Consider the following 23,784-nt stretch of genomic DNA (forward strand, 5'->3'; position numbering starts at 1 on the left):
AAGGGACTCGCGCGGAGGGCGAGCGTGCAGTCATGCAGGGCTGCGCCGAACGCGGGCGCGGGTCTTCGCCACACGCGGGGAGGAGGACGAGGGGCGCGAAGACGAGGGGCGCGAGGACGGCGCCGCACGGCGAACCTCGCCGAACACCTCATCCAGGGTCTCGGCCGTGAGCAGGCGGACGCCCCAGCGGCTGAGCGTGGCCTCGTCCGCCTCGGCGATCCTCGCGCGGGCGGAGGCCGGCAGGGCGCCGAACCGCACCGTGAGGAGCTTCCGCAAGAGCCGCGCCTGCCCTTCCGTGCGGCCCTCGACGCGCCCCTCCATACGCCCCCGCGCCTCGACCTTGTCCAGCCAGGTGATGATCACGTCTCGCACCTCCGGCCCTGTCGCACTCTCCAGGATCTCGCCGACCCGCTCCGCACCGATGCGCTGGTGCGTAGCTGCAAGATACCGCAGCAGCACTCCGAGCGCAGCAAGGCCGTCCTTGGCCAGCAGCACCTCGTCGAGCGCCTGCCCGATCCGCTCGATCTCCCGCTCGAACCGAGCGTCGTCACCCGCCACGGACAGACACCACAGCACGACCTGACCGAGCGCCGTGAGCGCACGCTCCACGAGATCCCCCGCGCGCCCACCGCCGAGGTCGATCAGCCGGAGCTCGAACTGGGGGACGAACGGCAGGAGGACAGGACGAACCGACGCGTCCATCGGCACGAGATCCTGGAACGCCGTCGCCGCCATCCAGCCCGCCTCGCTGTGATGCACGACGATGGGGATGATCGGCGGGAGCTCCTTCAACGAGGGTTCGTCGCGGACGAGCTGTTCCCAGAGGCGAAACATGTAGACGACCATGCGAAAGACCATGAGCGGCTCGACGTCGCGCTGCTGCTCGACGAGGGCGTGAAAGTAGACGGTTTTCTCGCGGATGCGCGCCGAAAACACGAGGTCGCCGTGGCGATGCCGGAGCGCGCGGTCGACGAAGCTGCCCTGTTCGAGGCGCAGGGTGCCCCAGTCGATCGCAGCCGAGAGCGCCTTCGGCAGCGCAGCCCGGAGCAAGCCGACGGCGTGCTCGCGCTGGGAAAACGCCCACTTGAAGAACGCGTCGTGCGGCTGCGGAAGACGATCCCGACGGCGCGGCTCGGTCATGGCCGGACGTTTGTCCAGGGAGCCCCGGGGAGAACAAGTTTTACGAGATGGAACCCGGGCAAACCCGGACGAAAAGGCTTACGCCGCGCTCACCGCTTCCCCCGCCCGCGCAATCTCCCCCGCGGCAAACTCGCCCCGCTCCGTGAAGATCGCCGTGATCAGCTCGGCCGGCGTCACGTCGAACGCCGGATGCCGTGCCGGCACGCCCTCCGGCACCAGCACCGCGCCTCCCACCCGGACCACCTCGTCCCGGCTGCGCTCCTCGAGCGGGATGTGGTCCCCGTCCAGCGTCGCCAGGTCGACCGTGCTCCACGGCGCGGCCACGTAAAACGGCACGCCATGAAACTTCGCCAGGACGGCGAGCCCGTACGTGCCGATCTTGTTCGCGATGTCCCCGTTCCGCGCGATGCGGTCCGCGCCCACCACGATCGCCGTGACCTCGCGCCGCCGCAGGAAATAACCCGCCATCGAGTCCGTGATCACCTCGACCGGGATGCCGTCCTGCGCGAGCTCCCACGCCGTCAGCCGCGCGCCCTGCAGGTACGGCCTCGTCTCGTCCGCCAGCACCCGCACGCGCTTGCCCGCCTCCGCCGCCGCGCGAATCACGCCGAGCGCCGTGCCATAACCGCCCGTCGCCAGCGCGCCCGCGTTGCAATGGGTCAGGATCGTCGCGCCGTCCGGGATCCGCGCCGCGCCGACCCGACCCATCCGCCGGCACGCTTCGAGGTCCTCCACGTGAATCCGCCGCGCGAGCGCCGCGAGCTCCGCCACGCGCGCGTCCGGCGGGTCGTTCGCGTGCGCCTCCGCCGACGTCAGCATGCGCGTGACCGCCCATGAGAGGTTCACCGCCGTCGGCCGCGCCGCCACCAGCATGCTCGCGGCGCCGCGAAGGGCGGCGACGTACCGCTCGGCGGCCGCCGGGCGCAGCGCGCGCGCGGCGAGCACCATGCCGTAGGCCGCTGCGATCCCGATCGCCGGCGCGCCTCGCACGACCATCGCGCGGATCGCCTCCGCGACCTCCTCGACCGAGCGCAGGGTCACGTAGACCTCGCGCGCCGGCAGATCCCGCTGGTCGAGGAGGAACACGCGGTCGCAGCTCTCGGCGAGCTCGGCCGCCGAATAACCCGCGCCCGAGAGCGCCGGGGCTGGGTACCAGGGCGGAGGCGCTACCGTGGTCACGAATGCCCTCCGTGCCCGTTCTTGGGCCCCTCCGCCGCGCGGGCGAGCTCGAGGCGTCCCCGGATCTCGTCCGCCACCATCGCGAAATCCTCGGCCGCATCGGCCTTCTTTCCCTCGAGGTAGGCCCGAAGCCCCTCGATCGCCGTGAGCGCGATGCTCGCGTTCACGCCCTTCCGCGACAGGGCCTCGATCACGTCGCCGTTCTTCAGGAGATCCTCGAGATCGTCGAACACGCTCGCGATCTCCCGGGTCGGATCCACCGAGAAGGCGGAGCTCGATCCGATCGTTCGGTCGTCGTCATCGTCGCTCGAAGACATGGCCTCACTTCTTCTTGTCGACGGTCTCGGTCGTCGTCGGGAGCGCCGAGAACGGGAAATGCGGCGGCTCATGGCCAGGCGCGCACTGGTACTTGGAGAAATCCGTGACGCCCTCGCTGCGCAAGAGCTCCTCGTCGATCCAGGCCTTGCCCGGCCGCGCCGAGGGCTCCTTCGTGATCAACGCGAGCGTCGCGTCCGCGAGGATGTCGGCTTTGCGCCAGAACTCCGGGCCGCCGAGGCCGAAGTTGATGGTCGCGTAGCTCTCGATCGCCGTCGCCGGCCAGAGCGCGTTCGCCGTCACGTTGTGCGCCTTCGCCTCCTCCGCGATCCCGAGCGCGATCATCGTCATGCCGAACTTCGAGACCGCGTAGGCCCCATGGTGCGCGACGCCGTTCACGTCCACCGGCGGCGACATCATCACGATGTGCCCCCACTTGCGCTCGATCATGTGCGGCAGGGCCGCCCGCGCGAGCACGAACGAGGCGCGGACGTTGATGCCCATCACGAGGTCGAACTTCTTCACCGGCGTCCCGACGACGTCCGCCCACCAGAGCGCGCCCGCGTTGTTCACGAGCACGTCGAGCCGCCCGAAATGCGCCGCGGCCTCGGCGACGGCCGCCTCGCACGCCTCCGCGTCGCGCACGTCGAGCTTGATCGGCAGGGCCCGGCGGCCGAGCGCCTCGACCTCCTTGGCCACGCTGTGGATCGTCCCCGGAAGCCGGGGGTTCGTCTCGACGTCCGACTTCGCCGCGATGACGACGTCGGCTCCCTCTTTCGCACAAGCGAGCGCGACCGCCCGGCCAATGCCACGCGAGGCGCCCGTGATGAAGACAACCCTGTTCTCGAGCCGCATGGCGGGTTCCATACTGCACGCCGGCACCCTCCGCGACGGATTTCGTCGCCCGGGGGGTGCGTGCCGTCAACGCCGCCCTTTGCTCCGCTTTCGCGTGCCCGAGACGATCCGCGCCGCGTCGCGGGGAGGCTTCTTGCTCGCCTCCAAGAGCCCCGCGATCCGCGTCGCCTCCGCGTTTTTCAGCCCTCCCCGACGCAGCGCCGTGATGGCCTGCGATACGACCTCACGCGTCTCCGGGCGCTTCGAGGTCGTTTTCGCTTCGAGCCACGCGACGACCTCGGGGAAGCGCGCCGAAAGCACCACGACCTCGGCCGGCATCGCCTCGCGCAAGGTGCGCAGGCCCTGCGATCGCTCCGCCGCTCGTGGAGAGACGTCGGCGAGCGTGAACGCCTCGTCGAGCCGCGCGATCACCTCCTCCGGCCCGCGCAGCCGATCGAGGACCTCGCGATCCGCGAGCGCTGCGAGCACCACGTGGGCGTGGAAGTAGCCGTCGGTCCAGGTCGCGAGCTCGCGCAGCGTCTCCTCGCCTTTCACGAGCAAGACCTCCCGCAGCGCGGAGACGATGCCCATGCGGACGAGGTGCCGCGGCTCGTCCGCGAGGTCGTGCAGCGTGCTCATGGCGCCGCGCGCGTCGAGCCCGACGATGGCTCGCTGGGCGAGCGCGTGCGCCGCGACGATCACCGGATACTCGCCGGGCGCGGCGAGCAGCGCGCGGACGAGCGCGTCTGCCTTGCCGCGACGGGATGCGATCGCGATGCCCACCGTGCGGGCGAATTCGAGGTTCGGACGCGTGCCGGGCAGGTTCGAGTGCCGGTCGAGCACGTCGAGCAGGCCTCGCAGAGGCCCGCCCGCGAGGACCTGATCGAGGGCCGCGTCGAGCTTGCTGGGTTGTACTTCGGGCATTCTCAGAATCCGATGGTGGCGCCGACCTCGGGCGTCAGCACGAACGTGACCACGGGGAGCGTCACGTTCGCGCGCAGGCCGACGCTGATCGCGACCCTCTCGAGCGGCGCGTACTGGAGTCCGCCGCCGAGCGCAAGGAACCCCTGCCCCGCTTGCTTGTACGCCTTCAAGCTCTGGACCCGGGGCTCGACGATCGTGCCCTCGTAGGTCGGGTTGCCAGGCCTCGTGCACGGGCTGTTCTGGTCGCTCGGGTTCGCCGCGCCGCAGGCGACGCCGTCCTCGAGGACCTCGACATTGACGGGCGTGTCGATCTGCGCAAGCCCGGCGGCGGCGAAGACGAACGGGCGCGCGCCGAGGCTCCCGAACGGGTTCTTGCCGATGAAGTAGCTGCCGCGCAGCTCCGCGTGCACCGGCAGGAAGCTCGCGTCCTCGGCGCTCGACGTGCGGAACGCGAAGCCGATACGCACGCCCGCCAGGATGTTGTCCAGGAAGAGCCGGTCGTAGCCGGCGACGACGCGGATCGTGGAGAGCGCGAGGCCCGCGGACACGTCGTTCGCGACGCCGGGCGTGGGCGCGCCGAGATAACGGCTCCCGTCGCTGCGCACGCACACGAAGTGATCCCGCTCCTGCACGTCGACCGCGCAGACGTCCTTGCCCGAGAAGATCGAGATGTCCGGCGAGATCGTGAGCGAGACCCAGTTCTTCCGCGGCCCCGTGTCCTTCGGCTCCTCGCCGCCCGTGGTCTTCTGCGTGCACTCGCCGGCGACGCACGAATAGCCCGCGTTGCACTGGTTGTCGTCGAGGCACTGCTTCGGCCCCGACTCGACCTTCACGCAGAGCTCGGGCGGCGCGAAGCCGGGCCAGCTCGGCGGCTCGCCCTCGATGCGCGCCTTGATCGCGGTGCGGAGGGGCTGCGAGCGCGAGCCCGCGCCCGTCACGATCGCGCCGTCCGCGTCGGTGATCGTGATGTAATAGTCGAGGTTGCCTTCCTTCGTGACGTCGGTGCACGGCACGTTGATGCCGAAGCCGAACTCGCCGACCTTCTTCATCACGAGCGTCTTCCAGTCGCTCGCGCCGGGGGCCAGGTACGTGACCGCGACCTTCTTCGCGTCCTGGAGCAGCTCCGGCGCGAGCCGCATGTAAAGCGGCAGCGGCGTGTCGACGCGTTGCTCGGGCGGCGTCGTGTGCGTCAGGCCCTGGCCCGAAGGCGCGGGTGTTCCCCCCGCGGAAGGCCCGGGCGCGCCGTCGAGCTTGAGCTGCTTGCGCGCGTTCTCGTACGCGTACTTCACCTCGCCCGAGCTCATGTCCTCGTCGGGCTTCACCGTCTTGTCGAGCGTCAGCGCCTCGACGAACACCTCGCGCGCGTCCTCGAGCTGCTTCTTGCCGCCCGCGAGCACCACGCCGAGCGCCACGAGGGCCCGCGCCTTCACGCTCGGCGTGCACTTGTCCGCGCCGCACGCATCGATCGCCGTCCGGAGCCGCTTTTCAGCCTGGTCGAACTTCGTCTCCAGGTAGTCGACATCCATCGCCTGCGTGATGGCCTTCTCGGCCTGCGCGTCCTTCGGCGCCGCCGCGCGCGCAGGCAACGCGCAGAGCAGCGGAGAGCCGAACGCAAGCACAAGCAGGGCACGGTGTACGAGACCCAAAGGACGCATCGGGCGAACTCTACCTTAACGGCACGTGGAGCCGGAAGAACTCGGACCCCGCCGCACCACAGGTTGTCCACAGGGCTGTGGAAAAGGTGAGGACGAAGGCTCGGGCAGCCTGGTCGTTCCGGTGAGGTCCAGCGTGACTGCCGCGCCGGCCGTCGCCGTAGTAACAGAAGGGCCGTGGACGTTCTCGACAAGCGCGGGGGGATCCCGCTGGTCTCGCGCGCCGCCCGCGGCGACGCGCTCCTCGCGTCATACGACGCAGGCTCGCTCGCCGAGCGCCTGGTCGCCAACGGCGGAGCGCCCTCGGCCGCGCGCTCGGCCGCGGCCCGGATCGTCCGGCACGCGTTCTTCCGCGACCTTTCGGTGGTGCCCTGGGGCCCCGAGGTCTTCGCCGGCCTCGGCATCGGCGCCTGGGCCCACGAGGCGCTCGCCGCGCTCGATCCCGCGCCCGCGCTCGCGTTGCACGAGCGCGCGCCGGCCGAGGACGGCACGATCCGGCTGCTCTTTCGCGCCCGGGACGGCGCCCTCGTCGAGTCGGTCCTCATCCCCGGCCCCGGCCGTACGACGCTCTGCATCTCGAGCCAGGTCGGCTGCGCGCGGGCCTGCGCGTTCTGCGAGACCGGCCGTCTCGGGCTCGAACGTCAGCTCGCCGCGGGCGAGATCATCGATCAAGTTCGGCTCGCCCGCGCGCTCTGGAACGAGGCCAGCGGCGCGCCGCCGCTCTCGAACCTCGTGTTCATGGGCATGGGCGAGCCCTTCGACAACCTGCCCGAGGTGCTGCGCGCGCTCCGCTTGCTCACGGACGATCGCGCCTTCGCCTTCGCGCCCTCGCGCGTCACCGTGAGCACGGTCGGCGTCGCCGACAAACTGCCCGCGTTCTTCGCCGGCACGCGCGCCGAGCTCGCCGTGAGCCTCAACGCGCCGGACGACGAGCGCCGCCGCGCGATCATGCCGATCAACGCGCGCTTCCCGCTCGCGGCGCTGCGCGACGCCATCCTCGCCGCGCTCCCGCACGGGCGCCGTGTGCTCTTCGAGTACGTGCTCTTCGACCGCTGGAACGACGCGCCCGAGGACGCCGATCTGCTCGCCGCCTACGTCCGCGGGATTCGCTGCCGCGTGAACGTGATCCCGTGCAATCCGGGCCCCGATCCGGCGCTCCGGCCACCCGCGCCCGAGCGGCTCGACGCCTTCGTCGCGCGGCTCTCGTCGCACGGCGTGACGACGCTCGTCCGCAGGCCGCGCGGCCGCGACGTCGGCGGCGCTTGTGGCCAGCTCGCGGGCGCGCGGCGCGCCGAGCGCGAACGAAGCGGCGTGACCGAAGGCGCCTGAGAAATCCGCATCACAGGCGCATGTGCGCACGAGTTTTTTCACTCGCGACGCCCGAGCAGGCGGCCTACAAGAGAAATGGGCCGGCACATTTTCGCGCCGGGGCGGGCAGCGCTTCATGAGCACACCTTCGTCGCCTGACAGATCCGGCGAAGCCTACGTGGATACGTCGTCGCTCGACGAGTTCGGCAACGTGATCGACGCGCCCTCGCGTCCCTCGATCACGCCCGAGCCGGGCATGGTGGTGGCCGGCGCGTACCGCGTCGAACGGGAGCTCGGCCGCGGCGGCATGGGGATCGTCTACCGCGCGCGTGACATGTGGCTCGACCGCGCAGTGGCGCTGAAGCTCATCGTGCCGACGTGGGACGACGCGCTCGCGGAGCAGAGGCTCCAGCAGGAAGCGAAGGCGCTCGCGACGCTCCGGGATCAACACGTCGTGCAGGTGTATGCGTTCGGCCGCCACGGCCGCTCGTACTTCTTCGCGATGGAGTACGTCGAGGGCCGCTCGCTCGAGGCGATCCTCGACGACTACCGGCAGCGCAAGAGCGTCCTGCCGCAGCACCGCGCGATCACCATCCTGAGCCGCATCGCCGACGGGCTCGACGCCGCGCACGCGCGCGGAATCGTCCATCGCGACGTGAAGCCCGGCAACATCGTCATCGAGGAGGACACCGGCAGGCCCGTGCTCATCGATTTCGGGCTCGCGCAGCAGTCGTCGGATCCGGATCCCGAGACGATCGAGGGCACGCCGATCTACATGGCGCCCGAGCAAGCCGGGCTCGGCGCGAACGGGATCACGGTGGGCCCGTGGAGCGACATCTACGCGCTCGGATGCGTGGCGTTCGAGCTTCTGACGGGGCGCACGCCCTACCTCGAGCGCAACATCGTGCGGCTGCTCGGGGCCCATCAGAGCGCGCCCATCCCCCTCGCCTCGTCGGTGCGCCCCGAGCTCGCGCCCTTCGATCCGGTGCTCTCGCGCGTGCTCGCGAAAAACCCCGTCGATCGGTATCCGAGCTGCGTGACGTTCGCGCGTGACCTCGTCCGCGCAGGCTCCCCCAGGGCCGCCGCGACGCCGTCGATCCAGCCGCCGCCGCCGAGCACCAGGATGCCCGGCGAGAGCATCCTACGGCCGATCCGCGTCCTCGCGGTCGACGACGATCCCGCGTTCGCCAAGTTCGCCGCCAAGGCCGCCGAGCTCGCCTTGAAGGGCCGAGCGGTGCGCATCCGCGTCGCGCGCTCGGGCCAGGACGCGCTCGAAGCCGCGCGCGACGAGCCGCCCGATCTCGTGTTGCTCGACCTCGACATGCCCGACCTCGACGGCGTGGACACGCTCTCGCACCTGCGCGCCTTGCCGCGCGGCGATCACGCGCGTGTCGTCGTCTTGAGCGGCCGCGTCGGCCCGCAGGAGCGCTGGAAGTTCGCCGTCCTCGGCGTGCGCGAGTTCGTGGCGAAGCCGATCGATCTGCGCCGCCTCGTCGACACGATCGACGGCATCGTCGAGCGGGCCGGCTGGGGCGCGGCGTCTACGCCGTGAGCCCGGCGATCGCGCGATCACAGGCCGCGCGGGCGCTCGCGAGTGCGCGCTCGATCTCGGGCCACGCTTGCTCCGCGGGGAGCCAGCCGCCCTGGATGCCGAGCAGCCCGTCCTCGATGAGGCCGGCGGCGTCGCTGATGTCCTGAAACCGATACGATCCCGCGGTCCCGCGCAACGCGTGCGCCCTCGACACCGCCGCGCGGATCGCGTCCTTCGCGGTCCCCTGCTTCGCCGCGGACACGACCTCGGCGAGCTGCGCGAGGAGCCCCGGCAACTCCGCCAGATATTCCCTGCGTAATTCCAGGAGCGCCGCTCGGATCTCGTCGTCCTTCGTATGCGCCATCGGGTGCGTCGATCATAGGCGGAGCCGGCGAGGCGGGCGCCGAGATTTCGACCCGATTCTACATTTCGCTCGGCGCCGCGACGCTCGCTCGCGCGTCCCGATGCGGCACCTCGAACCAGAACGTGCTGCCTTGCCCGAGCCTCGACGTGACGCCGATCGTGCCGCCGTGTTGCTCGACGATCGCCTTCGAGATCGCGAGCCCGAGCCCCGTGCCGCCCATCTTGCGCGAGCCGCTCCCGCCGAGCTGCTCGAACCGGTTGAAGAGCCGCGCGACGTCCGCCTCCGCGATCCCGGGCCCGCGGTCGCGCACGCCGAAGCGCACGCGGCCGGTCGCCGTCGCCTCCGCGAAGAGCTCGACCCGCGCCTCGGGCGGCGAGAACTTGAGGGCATTCGACATCAGGTTCGTGAGCACCTGAGCGATCCGGTCCTCATCCGCCACGAGGTCGAGCTCTCCCCGCACCTCCGCCCAGAGCTCGACCTTCGCCTCGGCGGCCACGGGCGAAAGGCTCTCCACCAGGCTGGAGACGAGCCGCCGCACATCGATGTGTTTTGGAGACAGCTCGAGCTTGCCCGCTTCGATCTTCTCCAGGTCGAGGATGTCGTTGATGAGCCGCATGAGCCTGTCGGTGTTCGTGCGGGCGATGTGCACGACCTCCATCGCCTCGTCCGGCAGGGCGCCGAGCACCCCGCCTTCGAGCAGGCCGAGCGCGCCGCGGATCGAGGTGAGTGGCGTCCGAAGCTCGTGCGAGACCGTCGAGATGAACTCGTCCTTGATGCGCTCGATCGCCTTGCGTTGTTCGATCACCGCCTGCGCCTCGCGCGCCCGCGCCACGAGCTCGCCGTTCAGCTTCGCGAGCCGCCCGTTCGCGCGGCGCAGATCGATCTGCGCGGCCACCTGACGCGCGAGCGACGACAGCGCGCTTCGTTGCTCCTCGTCGAGCTGGCGCGGGCCGTGGTCGATGACGCAGAGCGTTCCGACGTTGTGGCCGTCCGCGGTCGCGAGCGGCGCGCCCGCGTAAAACCGCACGTTCGGCGGGCCGGTCACGAGCGGGTTGTCCGCGAACCGCTCGTCGTCGTACGCGTCGGGGACGAGGAAGAGCTCGTCTCCGAGGATCGCGTGCGCGCAGAACGCCACCTCGCGCGGCGTCTCGCTCGCGCCGAGCCCCACCTTCGACTTGAACCACTGACGCTCACGATCGACGAGCGAGACCAGCGCGATGGGCGTGCGGCAAATCGAGGCCGCGAGGCGCGTGAGCTCGTCGAAGGCCGGCTCGGGGGGCGTGTCGAGGATCGCCGCTTCGCTCAGGGCCGCGAGGCGCTCGATCTCGTCGCTTGGGGCGGAGGCTGCTTTCATGTCCGTTCCTCCCCTGTCCCTTGCACGCGGTGGGCCACGATCAAGGCCGTGGGCCTGCGTACGTGGCCAGGATGTCGCGGATCTGCCCAGGGAGGGCCATCGGATCGAAGGGCTTCGGGATGACGCCCGCGGCGCCGAGCTCGCGGTAGCGATCGACCTCGTGCTTCTGCACCTTCGCGGTCATGAAGATGATCGGAATCGCGGCCGTGGCCTCGCGCGCACGGAGCTCGAGCAGCGTCTCCTGGCCGTCCATGCCGGGCATCATCACGTCGAGCAGGATCACGTCGGGTGTTTCACGCGCCGCGATCTCGAGCGCTTCGTGCCCGGAGGACGCGAGCACCACCTTCCACTTGCCGACGCCCTTCAGGCTCAGCTCCCCAATTCGCCGGATGTGCGGCTCGTCGTCGACCAGCAGCACCTTCGAAACGCCCATGCGCGGCTCCCCTCGAAATGAACGAGGCCCGCGAGCATACGCCGATGCGCGCGGGCCTTGCAGAATTCGATGTTTCGGCGGCGTACTACTTGGCGGCCTCGGCGGGCTTCGCCGCCGGTTCCTTCAGGTCGAAGGCCGGAGGCGCCTTCGGATCGCAGTCGGGCGGAGGCCCGAAGCCGTCGGCGTTGAACTTGTACTCGACCTCGCCGGAGCCCTCGGGATCCTTCTTGCTGATCGCCTCGATCGTGACCTCGTGCTCACCCTTGCGGGCCGGCGTGCAGTACGAGAGCAGGTAGAAGCGCTTCATGTGCGCCTCGATGCGCGCGGCCATCTTGTCGAAGGCCTCCTTGACCTTCGCCTGATCCGTCGCGAGCTCGGTCCCGTCGCGCCCGATCTCGTCGAGCTTCGCCTTGCCGATCTCGGCGCCGACGCCGATCGCGTAGATCTGGTAGTTCTCATACTCGTCCTTGCCCATCTCGTCCTTCATCTGGTCGCGGGTCACGCGCGCGGCGCGATCCGTGCCGTCCGAGAAGACGACGAGCGAGCCGAACTTGAGCGGGCGCCTGTCTTTGTCGAGCTCCTTCTTGAGCGTCGCGAGGCCCTCGACGACGGCGCCGTGCAGGTTCGTCGACGGATCCTTCGGCTTGTACTTGCGGAGCCCCTCGAGGCCACCCTCGACCGAGCCTTGCGCCTCGGTGAAGGGCACGACGGAGTGGATCTTCTCCGAGCCGTCGAAGGCGTACACGCCGACCTTCTGCGTCTTGCCGACGCGCTCGGCGAAGGCCTTGGCAGCGTCGACGAGCGCGTCCGCCTGCCCGGACTCGGTCACGCTGCCGCTCATGTCCACGAGCAGCATCGTGTACATGACCGCCGCGACCTCCGGGTTCTGGATCGTCTGCTTGCTCTCGAAGGCCGAGACGAGCTCGCCGTCCTCGTAGATCTTGAAGTCCTCGGCGGCCAGGCCTCCGACGGGCTTGTCCTTGCCCGCGTCGACCGTGAAGAAGACCCAGACGTTGTTGGGCTTCTTCTGCGCCGAGTTGATGAGCCGGACGTTCAAGCCGCCCCCGCAGCCTGCGAGGAGGAACGCGAGCAGCGAGAAGAGCGTCACCCAGGCGTGGGAAGAGGTACCCGCGCGAAGCGCGGCCTTGTTTCTGTCGTTCACGGAACGCATTAGGGCAGCACCTCCGCGGGCGTGTCAATTCGCGGCGCGTGGGCTCGGCCGTGACCACGGCCCCACCCCGAGCCACCGAGGCACGAGATCGGCCTGCCGTCGCCCCGGCGTTCCCCCCGCGAGGGCACATTTCCGGGCAAGAAATCAGCGTCGGCCCGGCAGAGGTCACGGGGCGGCCCCCCAGGGCCTTCGGAGCTCACCCAAAAACCTCCTGATCGCGCGGCGTTTCCGCTAACCTCACGGCATGGCTCGTATCCTGGTCGTCGAGGACTCCTCTGCGTTCCGGGCGTTCATCCGCGCGGCGCTCGAGGATGCGCCGGGGCTCTTCGCAGCGAGCCCGGACGACACGCACGGCGAGGTGGAGGTCGTCGAGGCTGCCAGCGGGTTCGACGCGCTCCGCCTGCTGCCGCGCGGGCACTACGACCTCGTGATCACCGACATCAACATGCCGGACATCAACGGGCTCGAGCTCCTGCGGTTCATGCGCGACAGCGAGCGGCACCGGAAGGTGGCCACGATCATCATCTCGACGCAGTCCTCCGAGAAGGACCGGGCGCGCGGCCTCGCGCTCGGCGCCGACGCGTTCCTCGCGAAGCCCTTCACGGTGGAGGCGCTGCAGCGCGCCATCACGACGATCCTGCAAGCGCGGAGCTCCCTTCCGGCCGAGAGCAGCGAGGGGTCGCGTTGACGAGCGAAAGCGAACGCGCGCGCGAGGAGTTCTTCTCCGAGGCGCAGGAGATCGTCGAAGGGCTCGGGCGAGATCTGCTCGCGCTCGACGAGGCGCAGAAGTCCGGCCACGTCGACCCGGATCTGATCAACGACGTCTTCCGCGCCGTGCACACGCTGAAGGGCCTCGCGGGCCTCTTCGGCGCGACGCGGATGTCGAGCCTCTCGCACAAGCTCGAGGAGCTGCTCGACGACCTGCGCCTCGGCAAGGTCGACGTCACGGCCCCCGTGCTCGACCTGCTCTTCGCCTCGGTGCAGCTCTACGGCAAGCTGCTCCAGGCCGAAAAAGAGGGCCGCGACCAGCCGATGCCGGAGCTCGAGAAGCTCCTCGCGCAGCTCGATCGCGGGGCGGGCGCGGGCGGCGCGACGGGCGGCGGCGGGCACATCATCGACCCGAACCTGCTCGCGGTGCTCACCGAGTTCGAGGAGCACAAGCTCAAGACGAACATCGCGCAGGGCAACACGCTCTACCGGCTGCGCGTGCGCTTCCAGCTCGCGACGATCGATCAAGGGCTCGACGAGCTCAAGGCGACCGCGAAGCCGCACGGCGACATCATCACGTACCTGCCCGCCAGCGACGACACCGACATCGACTCGATCACGCTGGAGATCCTGATGGGCTCGCGCGCCTCGGCAGCCACGCTGCGGAGCGCGCTGAACCACCTCGGCGTGGAGGTCGAGGAGCTGCCGCGGCAGGGCGGAGGGCCCGCGCCCGCGCCCATGCCCGCGCCCGCGCCGGCCGTCTCCGCGCCCGCGCCCGCGCATCACATCCCCACGCCCACGCCTTCGCCGCCGCCGGTCGCGCCGAGCGGCGCGCCGAGCGCGATGCCGCCGCTCGGGACCGCGCCGCTCGACATGACGGCGCCGCACCCTTTCCCGGCGCCGCGCCTCGACGCGGGCGCGAGCATCCCGCCGAAGGCGCAGGAGCTCGGCACGATCAAGAGCGTCGCGCAGACGGTGCGCGTCGACATCCAGAAGCTCGACGTCCTGATGAACATCGTCGGCGAGCTGTCGATCGTGCGCACGGAGCTCGAGCGCTTGCTCGAAAAGATGCGCGACGCGCACACGAACCGCGAGCTCCGGATCAACCTGCACCGGCTCCAGCGCGACTTCGAGCGCAACGTCATCAGCCTCCGCCGCGGGATCCTCGAGGTCCGCATGGTCCCGCTCGGGCAGGTCTTCGACAAGCTCGCGCGCGTGGCCCGGCAGATCAGCCGCGAGGCTGGCAAGCAGGTGAACCTCGTCATCACGGGCGCCGAGACCGAGGTCGACAAGCTCATCGTCGAGGAGCTCAGCGATCCGCTCATGCACATGATGCGGAACGCGATCGATCACGGCATCGAGGAGCGCGAGATGCGCGAGGCGGTGAACAAGCCCGCCGTCGGCACGATCGCGCTGAACGCGTTCCAGAAGGGCAACCACGTCGTCATCGAGATCGAGGACGACGGCAAGGGCATCGACACGGAGCGCCTGCTCGAAAAGGCGATCCGGATGGGCGTCGTGCAGGCGGACGAGGCGCGCACGATGAGCCGCCGCGAGGTCCTGAACCTCATCTTCGTCCCCGGCCTCTCGACGAAGAGCGCCGTCAGCGAGATCAGCGGCCGCGGCGTCGGCATGGACGTCGTCAAGACGAACATCTCGAAGCTCGGCGGCGTGATCGACGTCCAGAGCGAGCCGGGCATCGGCACGAAGTTCACGGTCACCTTGCCGATCACGCTGGCGATCATCAGCGCGCTCATCGTGAAGGTGAGCGACCAGCAGTTCGCCATCCCGCTCGCGAACGTGCAGGAGGCCGTGTGGCTCGACGCCGAGGCCGTGCGCGTGATCGACGGCCGAGAGGCCGTCACCTTGCGCGGCAGCACGCTCCAACTCTGCTACCTCGCGCGCCTCTTCGGCCTCGCGGACACGCCGGATTCGAGCGGCACCGGCCCCTTCGGCGGGGGCATGGATATGCCGCCGATGAGCCACGCCGCCGGGGTCCCGCCGCGCAGCTCGCTGCGGAGCGAGAGCATCCGCCAGGACTACGCGGCCGCGGCCTTCCCGTACCGCCCCGCGGGCAGCTCCTCGCCCTCCGCGCGCACCGCGCTCGCGCCGCGGCAGAAGCGGCGGTTCATCGTCGTCACCGCGGTCGGCACGCGCCGCCTGGGACTCGTCGTCGACTCGCTCGTGGGTGAGCAGGACGTCGTCATCAAGGGGCTCGGCCCGAGCCTCAAGAACGTCGCGGGCTTCGCGGGCGCCACGCAGCTCGCCGACCAGCGCATCGCGCTCGTGCTCGATGCGCCTGCGCTCGTCGAGGAGATGTTCGCGCACGCGGATCGTGCCCGCATGCACGGAGGGACCCATGGCTTCTAACCTGGCCCGCCGCGCCACCTCCGCGGTGGCCCCCGTCGCCGCGGGCGGCAAGCGCAAGAAGGCGCAGCGCGATCGTGGCCCCATCACCGAGTACCTCGCGTTCCGCCTCGCGGGCGACGTCTACGCCGCGCCGGTCTCGATCATCCGCGAGATCCTGAAGCTGCACCCGCTCACGCCCGTGCCGCGCGCGCCCTCGTCGATCATGGGCATCATCAGCGTGCGCGGGCAGCTCGTCACGGTGATCGATCTGCGCCGCCGCCTCCGCCTCTCCGAGGGGCCCGTCACGAGCAAGGCGCGCATCCTGCTCGTCGATCCGATGGGCGTGGAGCTGCTCGGCCTCTACGTCGACGAGGTCTTGCAGGTCTATCGCCTCGCCGACAGCGAGATCGAGCACACGGCGACGGCGCTCGGCGGCGAGGTCGCGAGCTACATCGCCGGCATCGCGCGGCCGGCGCAGGCGCAGGCGACGCCGCAGGAGGGGAAGGGGGTCGCCTTGAAGAGCGTGGGCGTCGTTCGGCAGAACGCGTCCGTGATCATCCTGCTCGATTTGAAGGTGGTGCTTTCGTCCTGACGGATCGCCGTTCGGGAGAGACGAACCCAGATGCCCGACTATGGCCAGAGACACCGCGCCGATCCCCAGAAGAGCCTCGTCGGCTTCGTCGTGGGCGACGTGCACTATGCGATCGGGATCGGCCAGGTGCGCGAGATCGTGAACCCCTTGCCGGTCACGCCGCTCCCGCACACGCCGCCCGAGGTCTCCGGCGTGGCCGATCACCGCGGCGACGTCGTGCCCGTCCTCGATCTGCGCGTGCGCTTCGGTTTGCCGCCGACGGCGCCGACCCGCTCGACGAAGTGGATCCTCGTCGACGCCGGCGTGCGCATGGTCGGCCTCATCGTCGACGCCGTCTCCGAGGTCTTCGGCACCGGCGCCGACGAGATCCGCCCGACGCCTCCCGTCGGCGGCGGCCGCGATCTGCGCGGCATCTCGGGCGTGACGAACCACAACGGGCTGCTCGTCTTCGTGCTCGATACGAAGCGGTTCACGGAGATCGTCGACGACATCGCCGATGTCCTGCCGCCGATGGACGACCTTTGAGGAGAGCGCCGTGAACCCCCCTTCGAGCCGCTCCGTCTCGCCTCTGCTGATCGAAGCCGCCCTCGACGCCTCGGACGCCGAGGAGCGCCGCCAGGCCACCTCCCTCGCCGCGGAGCTGCCGCTCTACGACGCGCTCCCGCTCCTCGTCCGCGCGCTCGGCGACACCGACTGGCGCGTGCGCAAGGAGGCCACGTACGCCGCGCGCGCCTTCATCCCGGCGCCGAGCCTCATCGCGGCCATGGTGAAGGCCTTCGAGCCTTGCGAGAACGTCGGCCTGCGCAACGCCGCGATCGAGGTCCTCGCGAACTGCGGCAGCGCCGCGACCGCGCCCCTCGAAGCCGCGCTCGCGCGCCTCGACGCCGACGGCCGCAAGCTCGCCGTCCAGGCCCTCGGCTACACGCGGGATCCGCATGCCCTCGTCATCCTCGAGCGCTCGCTGCGTGATCCCGACGAGAACGTCCGCCAGGGCGCGGTCGAGGCCATCGCGCAGCTCGGTCCGATCGCGCCCGTCGAGGTCCAGCGCCTGCTCTTCCGCTGCCTCGACAGCGCCGATCCCTTCGCCAGGCTCGCCGCGCTCGAAGGCCTCAACGCCCTCGGCGCCGTGATCCCCTGGGAGCGCCTCGCGCCGCTGCTCGAGCATCCTTCCTTGCGCTCGGCGGCCCTCTCGGCGGCCGCCGCCTCCGAGAGCCCCGCGGCGGCCCCGGCGCTCGCCCGCATGCTCCGCAAGGCGCGCGGCGGCACCTTCATGCAGGCCATCGCCGCGCTCGCGCGCCTCGCCGAGGGACCCCTCCTTCCGGCCGTCACCGACGCCCTCGCGGCCGAGGGCCCCGAGCTTGGCGAGCGCCTCGTCCGTGTCGCCACGGCCGAAGGAACCGACCCGCCGCACCACCGCGCGATGGCGCTCCTCCTCGCTGCGGTCGCGCGCGCGCCCGGCGTGGTCGAGGCGGCGGTCCGCGCGCTCGCCGAGGAGACGTTCACCGAGCAGGCCGAGCGCGCGCTGATGTTGCTCGGACCTGCGGCGCTGCCTGGGCTCGTCGTGGAGTTCGCGTCGAGCAACAGCCGGCTGCCGGGAGACGTGCGGGCGGCCCTCCTCGAAGTCGCCGCCGCCATCGCGCTCTCGCCGGGCGCGCCGGCTCGCCCGTACCCGCTCCTCGCGGCCCTGCGCAAGGTCGCGCTCGAGGACGAGCGCCGCGTCGCCACGAGCGCCCTCTTCGCCCTGTCGAAGCTCGGCACCGAGGACGACCTGAACCTCGCTGCGCACCTCGTCGCCTCGCCGATCCGCTCCGTCGCCCACGCCGCCGAGGGCGCGCTCGCCTCGCTCGCGACCCGCCACGAAAAAGCCGCGCGCGCCCTCTGCGACACCCTCGTGAGCGACCCCGGTGAAAGCGCCTTCGCCGCCGCGATCATCCTCGGCGCCCTCGCTGCCACGCGCAGGGCTTCGAGCCCGCCCCCGTCGCCCGGCGACCTCGGCTTCCTCGCGCGCGCCGCCGCGGCCGAGGACGTACGCACGCGCCGCGCCGCGATCGGCGCCGTCGCCGAGATCGGCGGCGACTCCGCGCTCGACGTCCTCTCGCTCGCGCTCGCCGACGAAGAACGCGAGGTCCAGCTCGCCGCGGCCCGCGCGCTCGGCTACCTCGGCGCCGCCGCGCGACGACGCGAGCTCTCGCCCGACCAGCACGAGACCCCGAGCCTCCGCACCATCCTCGACATCGCGGGCCGCTCCATGGATGCCGAGCTCGTGGCCACCGCGATCCGCGCGCTCGGCGAGGCCCTCTCCACGATCCCGCCGGAGGCCGCGGGCCGCGCCGCGGCATCGCTCATCGAGGCCCTCGCGCCGCTCGCCCGCGAGGCCGAGGCTGCCGTGGCGATCGCCGCGGTTGAGGCCATCGGGCGGCTGCGCTGGGGCACGGCCGGCAGGCAAGACGCGCTCGTCGCGGCGCTCGATCATCCGGACGCGGCCGTCGTCAAGGCGGCGATGCTCAAGGTCGAGACGAGCGGCCCCGAGGGTGAAGTCCTCCTCCGTTGCCTCGACCATCCCTCGCCCGACGTCCGGCTCCTCGCGGCCGAGACGATCGCGGCGAGCGACAATGCGAGCTTGCGGGAGCGTTTGGCGCAGCGCGCGTCGCACGAGCTCGATCGGGACGTCCGCGACACCCTCGAGGGCGCGCTCTCGTCGATCCGGTGGCGAGGGGAAAGGGGCTTCTTCGGGTCGTGATGCGCTTCCCGGATGAGATCCGCCTCGCGCCGGACGAGTTCCGCCTCTTGCGGGATCTCATCAACCAGCATTGCGGCATCGCGCTGAGCCCCGAGCAGCGCCCCGTCATCGAGCGACGCCTGCGCGAGCGCCTCAGCGTGCATGGCTTGCACTCGTTCGGCGAGTACTACCAGCTCCTCCGCTCGCCGGACCGGGGCCGGGCGGAGCTCGACGAAGCGCTCGACCTCGTCACGATCAACGAGACCTATTTCTACCGTGAGGACTACCAGCTCACGGCGCTGCGCACCGAGCTCTTCCCGATGCTCCGCCGCCCGCCGCTCTCGCGCGAGAGCCTCTCCATCTGGAGCGCGGGCTGCTCCACGGGCGAGGAGGTCTACTCCATCGCCATCACGGCCAAGGAGGCTGGGTTGTCCGGCCGCCGCGACGTCCGCATCTTCGGCAGCGACATCTCGCGCCGCTGCGTGGCGCACGCGCGCCGCGGCGTGTACGGTTCCTCCTCGTTCCGGGCGATCCCGGTGGAGCTCAAACGAAAGTATTTCGTCGAGAAGCCCGACGGCATGCACGTGCAGGACGATCTCCGGGCGTGGTGCCATTTCGGCCATTTGAACCTGCTCGATCCGGTCCGGGCGTCGGTCGTGGGCCGGGTCGACATCATTTTCTGTCGCAACGTTCTCATCTATTTCGACGACGCCTCACGGCGCCGCGTGATCGACATGTTTTATGATCGACTCTTGCCGGGCGGGTTCTTGCTCCTCGGCCACTCGGAGTCGCTCCTCAACGTCTCGACCGCGTTCGAGCTCGTCCATTTGCGCGACGACCTCGTCTATCGGAAGCCCATCACGGCCTCGCGGTTCGCGCCGGGTTTGGAGGGCGGAACGCACGGATCGGGGAAGCCATGAGCACTTCGGCAAGGGATGCAGCAGAGGTGAAACGGTGGTGAAGACCGGTCCGCTGCGGGTACTCGTCGTCGACGACTCCGCGTACAACCGAAGGAACATCGCGGACATCCTCACCGGCAGCGACGAGGTCGAGGTCGTCGGCAAGGCGGGCGACGGCGAGGAGGCGCTGCGCCTCGCGTTGAGCCTCAAGCCTGACGTCATCACGCTCGACCTCGAAATGCCGCGGATGGATGGTTTCACCTTCCTCCGCATCCTGATGGTCCGGCAGCCGACGCCCGTGATCGTGGTGTCGAGCTACAGCCAGAAGGAGAACGTCTTCAAGGCCCTCGAGCTCGGCGCCGTCGACTTCGTCGCCAAGCCGACCCAGAAGCTCGCGCCCGACGCCTCTCTGCGCCGCGAGATCCTCCAGAAGGTCCTCCTCGTCCGCTACCTGCGCCCGCTCGGGGCCGTGAGCCAGCGCAACAGCGCGATCCCGCCGCTCCCGCGCTCCACGGCCACGCCGCCGGTCCTCTCCACGGCGACGCCCGAGCAGCCGAGCGCGCGCTCGGTCGCCAACATCGCGGCGCGCTTCATCGTCGGCATCGGCTCCTCGACGGGCGGCCCGACGGCGCTGCTCGAGATCCTGAGCCGCGTCCCCGAGAAGTTCCCCGGGGCGATCCTCATCGCGCAGCACATGCCGGAGAAGTTCACCCGCACCTTCGCCGAGCGCCTCGACCGAAAGAGCGCGATCCGCGTGTCCGAGGCCGTCGACGGCGACCTCGTCACGGCGCGCCGCGCCTTCATCTGCCCGGGCAAGATGTGCATGGAGGCGGTCGTCTCGCAGGGCCCGAGCGGCATGGGCTGGAACGAGATCCGCCTCCGCGTCGGCCCTCCATCACAACACGACCGCTACATCCCGAGCGCCGACCGCCTCCTGCGCAGCCTCGCGCCGGTCGGCTCGCGGGCCTACGGCGTCATCCTCACGGGCATGGGCGACGACGGCGTCGCCGGCGCCCGCGCGATCCGTGCCGGCGGCGGAACGATCATCGCCGAGAGCGAGGAGACCGCGGTCGTCTACGGCATGCCGCGCGCCGCGGTGAAAGCCGGCGTCGTGAACGAGGTGATGGGGCTGCCGCAGATCGTGGACTGGGTGGCGCAGCTCTCCTGATCAGGAACGCTGCGAGCGCGCCTTTTTGGCGCTCTTTTTGGCCGACGCCTTCCGCGGCGTTTTCGCGGGCTCTTCCGGGGGGGCCGGCGCTTCCTCTTCGACCTCTCCCCACAGCGCCGCGAGCTCCAGCTCGATCGCGTCGAAGGGCTCCGCGCGCACGACCGCGCTCCCGCCGTACACGCCGAGCAGCACCCAGCGGCCTCTCTCCAGCATGAACACTTCGAGCGTGCGCGCGATCGGATCCACGAGCCACGCGTATCGCACGCCGTGACGCGCGTAGGCCGGCATCTTCTCCGCCCGATCGACCGTCACCGTGCTCGGGCTCAGGACCTCGCAGACCCAATCGGGCGCGAGCATGAAACGCGCGGTCCTCGGGAGTCGCGGCAAGCGCTCGATCCGCCAGCCGGCGATGTCAGGGACGAGGATGTCCTCCTCGCCTTCGGGACCGAGCAAGAGCTCTGGTTCGTCGAAGATCTGCCATCCGCCCGGACCACCGCGACCACGCTGGAAGGGGCCCATCAAGTCACCACCGAGCACGGAGGACGCGCGCGAGTGCTGCGGCGCAGGGCGCGGAAATGCGTACAGCGTGCCGTTGATGATCTCGCCGACCTTGTTGTTCGGAACGGCTTCGAGCTCAGCGAGCGTCGCGCGCTCCCGCTTCTCAGCGGCAAAACCCATGATCGGGAGACTGCCCCTGGCGCGCATCCGAAGCAACCCCCCGCCCCCGCGCGAAAGTTGACCCCGCGTCCCCACCGTGAGACACCCGCCTTCGGGTCATGCGCTTTCGAAAGGCCGCACGCGTGTTCGTCACGGCCGGCTGGCTCCTCGCCGGCGCGCTCGTTTCTCTGCCGGGCCTCGCCCAGCCCAAGCCCGCGCCTGCCGGCGTGAAGCCCGCGCCTTCGAAGCCCGCCGCCAAGCCCAAAACCCAGGCGCCTGCCAAGCCCACGCAGAAGCCCGCCGCCAAGAAGCCTGCCGGCAAAAAGCCCCTCGCGCGCAAGCCTGGTGAGCCCGGCGAGCCCGACGAGAGTGCCCGCCGCGCCATCGCGGGCTTGCCCCCGACCCAGCATCGCAGCGTCGACGAGTCTGCCGAGCTCCGCGCCCTCCGTGAGCTCGACCTCGCCCTCTTCTCCACGGCGCCGAATGCTGGCTCCCCTTGGCCCTCGGACGACCTGCCCACCCTCGATCGTGGCGGCCCCGTCCTCCTCGCCACCGGCGTTCCCCCTTCGGCACCGCTGCCGGCTCCGCTCCAGCCCCCGGCGCCGGCCGACCTCTCCTTCATCAAAAAGCTCGACCTCCCCGACATCCCCGTCCGCTGGGATGCGCGCGTCCTGCGTTACCTCGAGTTTTACAAGAACAACCCTCGGGGCCGCTCCATGGTCGCCTCGTGGGTCAAGAAGAGCGGCCGGTATGGGGCGGCCATTCGCCGCGTCCTTCGTGAGCAGGGTTTGCCCGAGGACGTCGTCTGGCTCGCCCTCGTCGAGAGCGGCTTCGATCCCACCATTCATTCGCCCGTCGGCGCCGCCGGCCTCTGGCAGTTCATGCCCGAGGGCGCCCGCATTTACGGCCTCACCGTCGACCGCTGGATCGACGAGCGCCTCGACCCCGAGCGCTCCACCCTCGCCGCCGCGCGTTACCTCTCCGACCTCCACCGCCGCTTCGGGAGCTGGGAGCTCGCGTTTGCCGCCTACAACATGGGGTATGGCGGCCTCCTCGCCTCCATTCGCAAATACAACACCAATGATTTCTGGGAGCTCAGCCGCCTCGAAGCGGGCCTCCCGCTCGAAACGGCGCTTTACGTCCCGAAGATCGTCTCCATGGCGATCGTCGCCAAGAATTGCGCCGTCTTCGGCTGCGACGGCATCGAGCTCGAGCCTGCGGTCACCTTCGACAAAGTCGCGGTCGGCCCCGGCGTCGCGCTCCGCACCGTCGCCACGGCGGCCGGCGTCGAGCTCGACGCCGTCGAGGCCCTCAATCCGCAGCTCCCCGTCGGCCGCACCCCGCCCCTCGGCCCCGACGCCAAAGAGGGCGCCTCGTTCGTCGTCCGCGTCCCGCCCGGCACTGGCGCCCGCGCCGCCAAGACCGTCGCCAAGCTCCTCGAACGCGAGGACAAACTCGAACGTCACCTCGTCCGCTGGGGCGAATCGATCGAGGACATCGCCGCCCTCCGCGGCACCACGAAGAGCAACTTGCTCTCCTTGAATGGCCTCCGCTCCGGCGAGCAGGTCCGCCCCGGCACCGTCCTCCTCGTCCCCGAGGGCGGCCCCGACAAACCCACCGTCGCCAGCGTCTTCTCCGGCGCGCGCGGCGAAAAGCCCGTCATCGTCGTCCCTGCGGAGACCTTCACCTACCCCGATCGCCGCCGCATCTTTTATCGCGTCGTCGCCGGCGACACCGTCCGCGAGGTCGCCTCCGCGCTCTCCGTCTCCGCCGCCGAGCTCGCCCGCTGGAACACGGTCGACCCCTCGGCTGCCCTCCACGACGGAATGACCTTGCAGGTCTTCGTCCCGCGCGAGCGCGCCCTCACGAATGCGCTCGTCCTCGAGGACGCCGAGGCCCGCGTCCTGCCCGTCGGCTCCACCGAGTTCTTCACCCATTTCGAGAACCTGAAGGGCCGCAAACGCATGGAGATCGCCGCCGCCGATGGCGACACCTGGCGCAGTTTGTCGAAGCGATACAATCTCAGCCTCGGCATGCTCGAACGCATCAACCACCGCTCGCGCACGAGCCCCCTCGCGCCGGGCGACAAGGTCGTCGTGTATGTCGCGCAGCCGGCCCCGCCCAAGGCCGCGCCGGCGCCTGCCAAGGAGACCCCGGACGACAAGGCCGAGGCCGTCGCCGTCGCGCGTCCCGTCGAGGACAAACCCGCGGAGGCCGACGACCCCGACGAGCCCAAGGCGGACGGCAAGCCCGCGGCCGATGAGGGGCCGACCAAGCCCGCGACGTTCCGCAACGAGACCCCGGCGGCCGAAAAGCCTGCGGCCAACAAGCCTGCGGCCACCAAGCCTGCATCCGACAAGCCGGCGGCCAACAAGCCTGCATCCGACAAGCCGGCGGCCAACAAGCCTGCGGCTGACAAGACCGTGACGCCCAAGGAGCCCCCTGCGGCGCTCCCCCCGCCTGCGCCCTGATTTTCTCGTAGCCAGC

The 23,784-nt window shown here is 70.6% G+C and carries 21 protein-coding genes; 10 read left to right on the forward strand and 11 right to left on the reverse strand.

Translation table 11 applies throughout. From position 1 onward, the window contains the following. Window positions 1-30: 30 nt before the first annotated feature. The 6 genes from QHF84_RS33385 to QHF84_RS33410 form a co-directional block, all read right to left on the reverse strand. Window positions 31-1,140, reverse strand: a complete 1,110-nt coding sequence (locus tag QHF84_RS33385) for an Rpn family recombination-promoting nuclease/putative transposase (protein ID WP_281317545.1) — start codon at window positions 1,138-1,140, stop codon at window positions 31-33. Between the two features lie 78 nt (window positions 1,141-1,218). After that, window positions 1,219-2,226 (reverse strand): S-methyl-5-thioribose-1-phosphate isomerase, encoded by a 1,008-nt coding sequence (gene mtnA, locus QHF84_RS33390; protein ID WP_348652907.1) that lies wholly within the window; start codon window positions 2,224-2,226, stop codon window positions 1,219-1,221. A gap of 89 nt (window positions 2,227-2,315) precedes the next feature. Continuing rightward, complete coding sequence (locus QHF84_RS33395) at window positions 2,316-2,636, reverse strand: hypothetical protein (RefSeq protein ID WP_281317547.1); 321 nt, start codon at window positions 2,634-2,636, stop codon at window positions 2,316-2,318. Between the two features lie 4 nt (window positions 2,637-2,640). Then, window positions 2,641-3,489, reverse strand: a complete 849-nt coding sequence (locus tag QHF84_RS33400; RefSeq protein WP_281317548.1) for an SDR family oxidoreductase — start codon at window positions 3,487-3,489, stop codon at window positions 2,641-2,643. A gap of 66 nt (window positions 3,490-3,555) precedes the next feature. Continuing rightward, window positions 3,556-4,392, reverse strand: coding sequence for a hypothetical protein (locus QHF84_RS33405; protein ID WP_281317549.1), 837 nt, complete (start codon window positions 4,390-4,392; stop codon window positions 3,556-3,558). Between the two features lie 2 nt (window positions 4,393-4,394). Next, window positions 4,395-6,047: a hypothetical protein gene (locus tag QHF84_RS33410; RefSeq protein ID WP_281317550.1), complete on the reverse strand. Its 1,653-nt coding sequence runs from the start codon at window positions 6,045-6,047 to the stop codon at window positions 4,395-4,397. 174 nt (window positions 6,048-6,221) lie between these two features. Between QHF84_RS33410 and rlmN the strand changes: the two genes are divergently transcribed. Together rlmN and QHF84_RS33420 are read left to right on the forward strand one after the other, a co-directional pair. After that, window positions 6,222-7,373: a 23S rRNA (adenine(2503)-C(2))-methyltransferase RlmN gene (rlmN, locus tag QHF84_RS33415; RefSeq protein ID WP_281317551.1), complete on the forward strand. Its 1,152-nt coding sequence runs from the start codon at window positions 6,222-6,224 to the stop codon at window positions 7,371-7,373. Between the two features lie 115 nt (window positions 7,374-7,488). Next, on the forward strand, window positions 7,489-8,904 hold the full coding sequence (locus QHF84_RS33420; protein ID WP_281317552.1) for a protein kinase: 1,416 nt from the start codon (window positions 7,489-7,491) through the stop codon (window positions 8,902-8,904). Here the strand turns inward: QHF84_RS33420 and QHF84_RS33425 are convergent. The 4 genes from QHF84_RS33425 to QHF84_RS33440 all read right to left on the reverse strand — a co-directional run bounded on the left by QHF84_RS33425 (window position 8,894) and on the right by QHF84_RS33440 (window position 12,196). Beyond that, window positions 8,894-9,247: an Hpt domain-containing protein gene (locus QHF84_RS33425; RefSeq protein ID WP_281317553.1), complete on the reverse strand. Its 354-nt coding sequence runs from the start codon at window positions 9,245-9,247 to the stop codon at window positions 8,894-8,896. The genes QHF84_RS33420 and QHF84_RS33425 overlap by 11 nt on opposite strands. Window positions 9,248-9,305: 58 nt before the next feature. Next, window positions 9,306-10,601, reverse strand: a complete 1,296-nt coding sequence (locus QHF84_RS33430; RefSeq protein WP_281317554.1) for a GAF domain-containing sensor histidine kinase — start codon at window positions 10,599-10,601, stop codon at window positions 9,306-9,308. A 40-nt stretch (window positions 10,602-10,641) separates the two neighbouring features. Continuing rightward, window positions 10,642-11,034, reverse strand: a complete 393-nt coding sequence (locus QHF84_RS33435) for a response regulator (protein ID WP_281317555.1) — start codon at window positions 11,032-11,034, stop codon at window positions 10,642-10,644. An 85-nt stretch (window positions 11,035-11,119) separates the two neighbouring features. After that, window positions 11,120-12,196 (reverse strand): VWA domain-containing protein, encoded by a 1,077-nt coding sequence (locus tag QHF84_RS33440; RefSeq protein WP_281317556.1) that lies wholly within the window; start codon window positions 12,194-12,196, stop codon window positions 11,120-11,122. A gap of 253 nt (window positions 12,197-12,449) precedes the next feature. Here QHF84_RS33440 and QHF84_RS33445 point away from each other — a divergent pair, with 253 nt between their 5' ends. The 7 genes from QHF84_RS33445 to cheB are packed head-to-tail and all read left to right on the forward strand — an operon-like array spanning window position 12,450 to window position 20,640. Then, window positions 12,450-12,893 carry a response regulator gene (locus tag QHF84_RS33445; protein ID WP_281317557.1) on the forward strand — a complete coding sequence of 148 codons (444 nt, stop codon included), beginning with the start codon at window positions 12,450-12,452 and terminating at the stop codon, window positions 12,891-12,893. Next, window positions 12,890-15,283: a chemotaxis protein CheA gene (locus tag QHF84_RS33450; protein WP_281317558.1), complete on the forward strand. Its 2,394-nt coding sequence runs from the start codon at window positions 12,890-12,892 to the stop codon at window positions 15,281-15,283. Before QHF84_RS33445 ends, QHF84_RS33450 begins: the two co-directional genes overlap by 4 nt. Beyond that, window positions 15,273-15,854 carry a chemotaxis protein CheW gene (locus tag QHF84_RS33455; protein ID WP_281317559.1) on the forward strand — a complete coding sequence of 194 codons (582 nt, stop codon included), beginning with the start codon at window positions 15,273-15,275 and terminating at the stop codon, window positions 15,852-15,854. Before QHF84_RS33450 ends, QHF84_RS33455 begins: the two co-directional genes overlap by 11 nt. Before the next feature lie 30 nt (window positions 15,855-15,884). After that, on the forward strand, window positions 15,885-16,379 hold the full coding sequence (locus tag QHF84_RS33460) for a chemotaxis protein CheW (protein WP_281317560.1): 495 nt from the start codon (window positions 15,885-15,887) through the stop codon (window positions 16,377-16,379). Between the two features lie 10 nt (window positions 16,380-16,389). Beyond that, a complete protein-coding gene (locus QHF84_RS33465; RefSeq protein ID WP_281317561.1) occupies window positions 16,390-18,594 on the forward strand; it encodes a HEAT repeat domain-containing protein in 2,205 nt (734 codons plus the stop codon). Then, window positions 18,594-19,493, forward strand: a complete 900-nt coding sequence (locus QHF84_RS33470) for a protein-glutamate O-methyltransferase CheR (protein ID WP_281317562.1) — start codon at window positions 18,594-18,596, stop codon at window positions 19,491-19,493. Before QHF84_RS33465 ends, QHF84_RS33470 begins: the two co-directional genes overlap by 1 nt. A gap of 37 nt (window positions 19,494-19,530) precedes the next feature. Then, the gene (gene cheB, locus QHF84_RS33475) at window positions 19,531-20,640 is read left to right on the forward strand and encodes a chemotaxis-specific protein-glutamate methyltransferase CheB (RefSeq protein WP_281317563.1); all 1,110 of its coding nucleotides are present in this window, start codon (window positions 19,531-19,533) and stop codon (window positions 20,638-20,640) included. Here cheB and QHF84_RS33480 read toward each other — a convergent pair whose 3' ends face one another. Next, entirely contained in the window at window positions 20,641-21,318 is a 678-nt protein-coding gene (locus QHF84_RS33480; RefSeq protein WP_348652905.1) for a Uma2 family endonuclease, read from the reverse strand. It lies immediately after the preceding gene. Between the two features lie 98 nt (window positions 21,319-21,416). Here QHF84_RS33480 and QHF84_RS33485 point away from each other — a divergent pair, with 98 nt between their 5' ends. Then, window positions 21,417-23,768, forward strand: coding sequence for a transglycosylase SLT domain-containing protein (locus tag QHF84_RS33485; RefSeq protein ID WP_281317564.1), 2,352 nt, complete (start codon window positions 21,417-21,419; stop codon window positions 23,766-23,768). Window positions 23,769-23,784: the final 16 nt, after the last annotated feature.

It is taken from the genome of Polyangium sp. y55x31, assembly GCF_029946505.1.
In the GTDB taxonomy this organism is placed as follows: domain Bacteria; phylum Myxococcota_A; class Polyangia; order Polyangiales; family Polyangiaceae; genus Polyangium.

Bases quoted from the DNA above. Each gene is read 5' to 3' on its own strand.
- QHF84_RS33395 (WP_281317547.1), bottom strand. From the start codon at position 2,636: ATGTCTTCGAGCGACGATGACGACGACCGAACGATCGGATCGAGCTCC.
- QHF84_RS33420 (WP_281317552.1), top strand. From the start codon at position 7,489: ATGAGCACACCTTCGTCGCCTGACAGATCCGGCGAAGCCTACGTGGAT.
- QHF84_RS33470 (WP_281317562.1), top strand. From the start codon at position 18,594: ATGCGCTTCCCGGATGAGATCCGCCTCGCGCCGGACGAGTTCCGCCTC.
- QHF84_RS33480 (WP_348652905.1), bottom strand. From the start codon at position 21,318: ATGGGTTTTGCCGCTGAGAAGCGGGAGCGCGCGACGCTCGCTGAGCTC.
- QHF84_RS33445 (WP_281317557.1), top strand. From the start codon at position 12,450: ATGGCTCGTATCCTGGTCGTCGAGGACTCCTCTGCGTTCCGGGCGTTC.
- QHF84_RS33435 (WP_281317555.1), bottom strand. From the start codon at position 11,034: ATGGGCGTTTCGAAGGTGCTGCTGGTCGACGACGAGCCGCACATCCGG.
- QHF84_RS33430 (WP_281317554.1), bottom strand. From the start codon at position 10,601: ATGAAAGCAGCCTCCGCCCCAAGCGACGAGATCGAGCGCCTCGCGGCC.
- QHF84_RS33455 (WP_281317559.1), top strand. From the start codon at position 15,273: ATGGCTTCTAACCTGGCCCGCCGCGCCACCTCCGCGGTGGCCCCCGTC.
- QHF84_RS33400 (WP_281317548.1), bottom strand. From the start codon at position 3,489: ATGCGGCTCGAGAACAGGGTTGTCTTCATCACGGGCGCCTCGCGTGGC.
- QHF84_RS33410 (WP_281317550.1), bottom strand. From the start codon at position 6,047: ATGCGTCCTTTGGGTCTCGTACACCGTGCCCTGCTTGTGCTTGCGTTC.
- QHF84_RS33460 (WP_281317560.1), top strand. From the start codon at position 15,885: ATGCCCGACTATGGCCAGAGACACCGCGCCGATCCCCAGAAGAGCCTC.
- QHF84_RS33485 (WP_281317564.1), top strand. From the start codon at position 21,417: ATGCGCTTTCGAAAGGCCGCACGCGTGTTCGTCACGGCCGGCTGGCTC.
- QHF84_RS33405 (WP_281317549.1), bottom strand. From the start codon at position 4,392: ATGCCCGAAGTACAACCCAGCAAGCTCGACGCGGCCCTCGATCAGGTC.
- QHF84_RS33425 (WP_281317553.1), bottom strand. From the start codon at position 9,247: ATGGCGCATACGAAGGACGACGAGATCCGAGCGGCGCTCCTGGAATTA.
- QHF84_RS33385 (WP_281317545.1), bottom strand. From the start codon at position 1,140: ATGACCGAGCCGCGCCGTCGGGATCGTCTTCCGCAGCCGCACGACGCG.